4 protein-coding genes and 1 pseudogene are annotated in these 3,425 nt (G+C 60.6%); 2 read left to right on the forward strand and 3 right to left on the reverse strand.

Features of this window, described 5'->3' with window-relative positions; all coding sequences use genetic code 11:
- Positions 1-61: 61 nt before the first annotated feature.
- Positions 62-1,261, reverse strand: coding sequence for a tetracycline efflux MFS transporter Tet(A) (gene tet(A) / locus AB5Y73_RS13880; protein WP_000804063.1), 1,200 nt, complete (start codon positions 1,259-1,261; stop codon positions 62-64).
- A gap of 105 nt (positions 1,262-1,366) precedes the next feature.
- Between tet(A) and tetR(A) the strand changes: the two genes are divergently transcribed.
- Entirely contained in the window at positions 1,367-2,017 is a 651-nt protein-coding gene (tetR(A), locus tag AB5Y73_RS13885; protein WP_000164043.1) for a tetracycline resistance transcriptional repressor TetR(A), read from the forward strand.
- 31 nt (positions 2,018-2,048) lie between these two features.
- On the opposite strand, the gene AB5Y73_RS13890 is transcribed toward tetR(A), so the two are convergent.
- Both AB5Y73_RS13890 and AB5Y73_RS13895 read right to left on the reverse strand, forming a co-directional pair.
- On the reverse strand, positions 2,049-2,291 hold the full coding sequence (locus AB5Y73_RS13890) for a transposase (RefSeq protein ID WP_000844627.1): 243 nt from the start codon (positions 2,289-2,291) through the stop codon (positions 2,049-2,051).
- Between the two features lie 57 nt (positions 2,292-2,348).
- Positions 2,349-2,603: pseudogene (locus tag AB5Y73_RS13895) on the reverse strand (Tn3 family transposase); the annotation flags it as partial.
- 64 nt (positions 2,604-2,667) lie between these two features.
- Between AB5Y73_RS13895 and AB5Y73_RS13900 the strand changes: the two are divergent.
- On the forward strand, positions 2,668-3,372 hold the full coding sequence (locus tag AB5Y73_RS13900) for an IS6-like element IS26 family transposase (protein WP_001067834.1): 705 nt from the start codon (positions 2,668-2,670) through the stop codon (positions 3,370-3,372).
- Positions 3,373-3,425: the final 53 nt, after the last annotated feature.

Here is a 3,425-nt window from a genome sequence, read left to right on the forward strand (position 1 = left end):
TTGACGAGTATTACCCGGCATTCGCTGCGCTTATGGCAGAGCAGGGAAAGGAATTGCCGGGCTATGTGCAACGGGAATTTGAAGAATTTCTCCAAAGCCCGCGACGCAGCGCCGGCAGGCAGAGCAAGTAGAGGGCAGCGCCTGCAATCCATGCCCACCCGTTCCACGTTGTTATAGAAGCCGCATAGATCGCCGTGAAGAGGAGGGGTCCGACGATCGAGGTCAGGCTGGTGAGCGCCGCCAGTGAGCCTTGCAGCTGCCCCTGACGTTCCTCATCCACCTGCCTGGACAACATTGCTTGCAGCGCCGGCATTCCGATGCCACCCGAAGCAAGCAGGACCATGATCGGGAACGCCATCCATCCCCGTGTCGCGAAGGCAAGCAGGATGTAGCCTGTGCCGTCGGCAATCATTCCGAGCATGAGTGCCCGCCTTTCGCCGAGCCGGGCGGCTACAGGGCCGGTGATCATTGCCTGGGCGAGTGAATGCAGAATGCCAAATGCGGCAAGCGAAATGCCGATCGTGGTCGCGTCCCAGTGAAAGCGATCCTCGCCGAAAATGACCCAAAGCGCGGCCGGCACCTGTCCGACAAGTTGCATGATGAAGAAGACCGCCATCAGGGCGGCGACGACGGTCATGCCCCGGGCCCACCGGAACGAAGCGAGCGGGTTGAGAGCCTCCCGGCGTAACGGCCGGCGTTCGCCTTTGTGCGACTCCGGCAAAAGGAAACAGCCCGTCAGGAAATTGAGGCCGTTCAAGGCTGCCGCGGCGAAGAACGGAGCGTGGGGGGAGAAACCGCCCATCAGCCCACCGAGCACAGGTCCCGCGACCATCCCGAACCCGAAACAGGCGCTCATGAAGCCGAAGTGCCGCGCGCGCTCATCGCCATCAGTGATATCGGCAATATAAGCGCCGGCTACCGCCCCAGTCGCCCCGGTGATGCCGGCCACGATCCGCCCGATATAGAGAACCCAAAGGAAAGGCGCCGTCGCCATGATGGCGTAGTCGACAGCAGCGCCGGCCAGCGAGACGAGCAAGACCGGCCGCCGCCCGAAACGATCCGACAGCGCGCCCAGCACAGGTGCGCAGGCAAATTGCATCAACGCATACAGCGCCAGCAGAATGCCATAGTGGGCGGTGACGTCGTTCGAGTGAACCAGATCGCGCAGGAGGCCCGGCAGCACCGGCATAATCAGGCCGATGCCGACAGCGTCGAGCGCGACAGTGCTCAGAATTACGATCAGGGGTCTGTTGGGTTTCACGTCTGGCCTCCGGACCAGCCTCCGCTGGTCCGATTGAACGCGCGGATTCTTTATCACTGATAAGTTGGTGGACATATTATGTTTATCAGTGATAAAGTGTCAAGCATGACAAAGTTGCAGCCGAATACAGTGATCCGTGCCGCCCTGGACCTGTTGAACGAGGTCGGCGTAGACGGTCTGACGACACGCAAACTGGCGGAACGGTTGGGGGTTCAGCAGCCGGCGCTTTACTGGCACTTCAGGAACAAGCGGGCGCTGCTCGACGCACTGGCCGAAGCCATGCTGGCGGAGAATCATACGCATTCGGTGCCGAGAGCCGACGACGACTGGCGCTCATTTCTGATCGGGAATGCCCGCAGCTTCAGGCAGGCGCTGCTCGCCTACCGCGATGGCGCGCGCATCCATGCCGGCACGCGACCGGGCGCACCGCAGATGGAAACGGCCGACGCGCAGCTTCGCTTCCTCTGCGAGGCGGGTTTTTCGGCCGGGGACGCCGTCAATGCGCTGATGACAATCAGCTACTTCACTGTTGGGGCCGTGCTTGAGGAGCAGGCCGGCGACAGCGATGCCGGCGAGCGCGGCGGCACCGTTGAACAGGCTCCGCTCTCGCCGCTGTTGCGGGCCGCGATAGACGCCTTCGACGAAGCCGGTCCGGACGCAGCGTTCGAGCAGGGACTCGCGGTGATTGTCGATGGATTGGCGAAAAGGAGGCTCGTTGTCAGGAACGTTGAAGGACCGAGAAAGGGTGACGATTGATCAGGACCGCTGCCGGAGCGCAACCCACTCACTACAGCAGAGCCATGTAGACAACATCCCCTCCCCCTTTCCACCGCGTCAGACGCCCGTAGCAGCCCGCTACGGGCTTTTTCATGCCCTGCCCTAGCGTCCAAGCCTCACGGCCGCGCTCGGCCTCTCTGGCGGCCTTCTGGCGCTCCTGCTGCGGCGTCCGCTCGTGGGCCGTGGCGCGGGTCCGCGCGCCGGCCTCGTGCGCCTGGCGCTCGCGGGCGAGGTCCAGGGCGGCCGTCTTCACGTTCTGCCTTGCGCAGATGAGATAGGGGAGCCCGCAGAATTCGGAAAAAATCGTACGCTAAGGTTTTCCGGGCATCCGTAAGGGCCGAAACTTCCCGTCTTCCAGTCTGCGGCTCTGCCGCCAGACGTAATCGCCGGTTAGGTTGATGTGCTCCCAGCCCAGCGGCGACAGGAATTGCAGCAGCTCGCCGTCCACCGGCTTGCCGGCCTCGACCAACCCCTGGGTGGCGCGTTCCAGGTACACCGTGTTCCACAGCACGATAGCCGCCGTCACCAGGTTGAGGCCGCTGGCCCGGTAGCGCTGCTGCTCGAAGGGCACTGTTGCAAATAGTCGGTGGTGATAAACTTATCATCCCCTTTTGCTGATGGAGCTGCACATGAACCCATTCAAAGGCCGGCATTTTCAGCGTGACATCATTCTGTGGGCCGTACGCTGGTACTGCAAATACGGCATCAGTTACCGTGAGCTGCAGGAGATGCTGGCTGAACGCGGAGTGAATGTCGATCACTCCACGATTTACCGCTGGGTTCAGCGTTATGCGCCTGAAATGGAAAAACGGCTGCGCTGGTACTGGCGTAACCCTTCCGATCTTTGCCCGTGGCACATGGATGAAACCTACGTGAAGGTCAATGGCCGCTGGGCGTATCTGTACCGGGCCGTCGACAGCCGGGGCCGCACTGTCGATTTTTATATCTCCTCCCGTCGTAACAGCAAAGCTGCATACCGGTTTCTGGGTAAAATCCTCAACAACGTGAAGAAGTGGCAGATCCCGCGATTCATCAACACGGATAAAGCGCCCGCCTATGGTCGCGCGCTTGCTCTGCTCAAACGCGAAGGCCGGTGCCCGTCTGACGTTGAACACCGACAGATTAAGTACCGGAACAACGTGATTGAATGCGATCATGGCAAACTGAAACGGATAATCGGCGCCACGCTGGGATTTAAATCCATGAAGACGGCTTACGCCACCATCAAAGGTATTGAGGTGATGCGTGCACTACGCAAAGGCCAGGCCTCAGCATTTTATTATGGTGATCCCCTGGGCGAAATGCGCCTGGTAAGCAGAGTTTTTGAAATGTAAGGCCTTTGAATAAGACAAAAGGCTGCCTCATCGCTAACTTTGCAACAGTGCCG

It is taken from the genome of Aeromonas sp. s7(2024) (assembly GCF_040907825.1).
GTDB lineage: Bacteria > Pseudomonadota > Gammaproteobacteria > Enterobacterales > Aeromonadaceae > Aeromonas > Aeromonas veronii.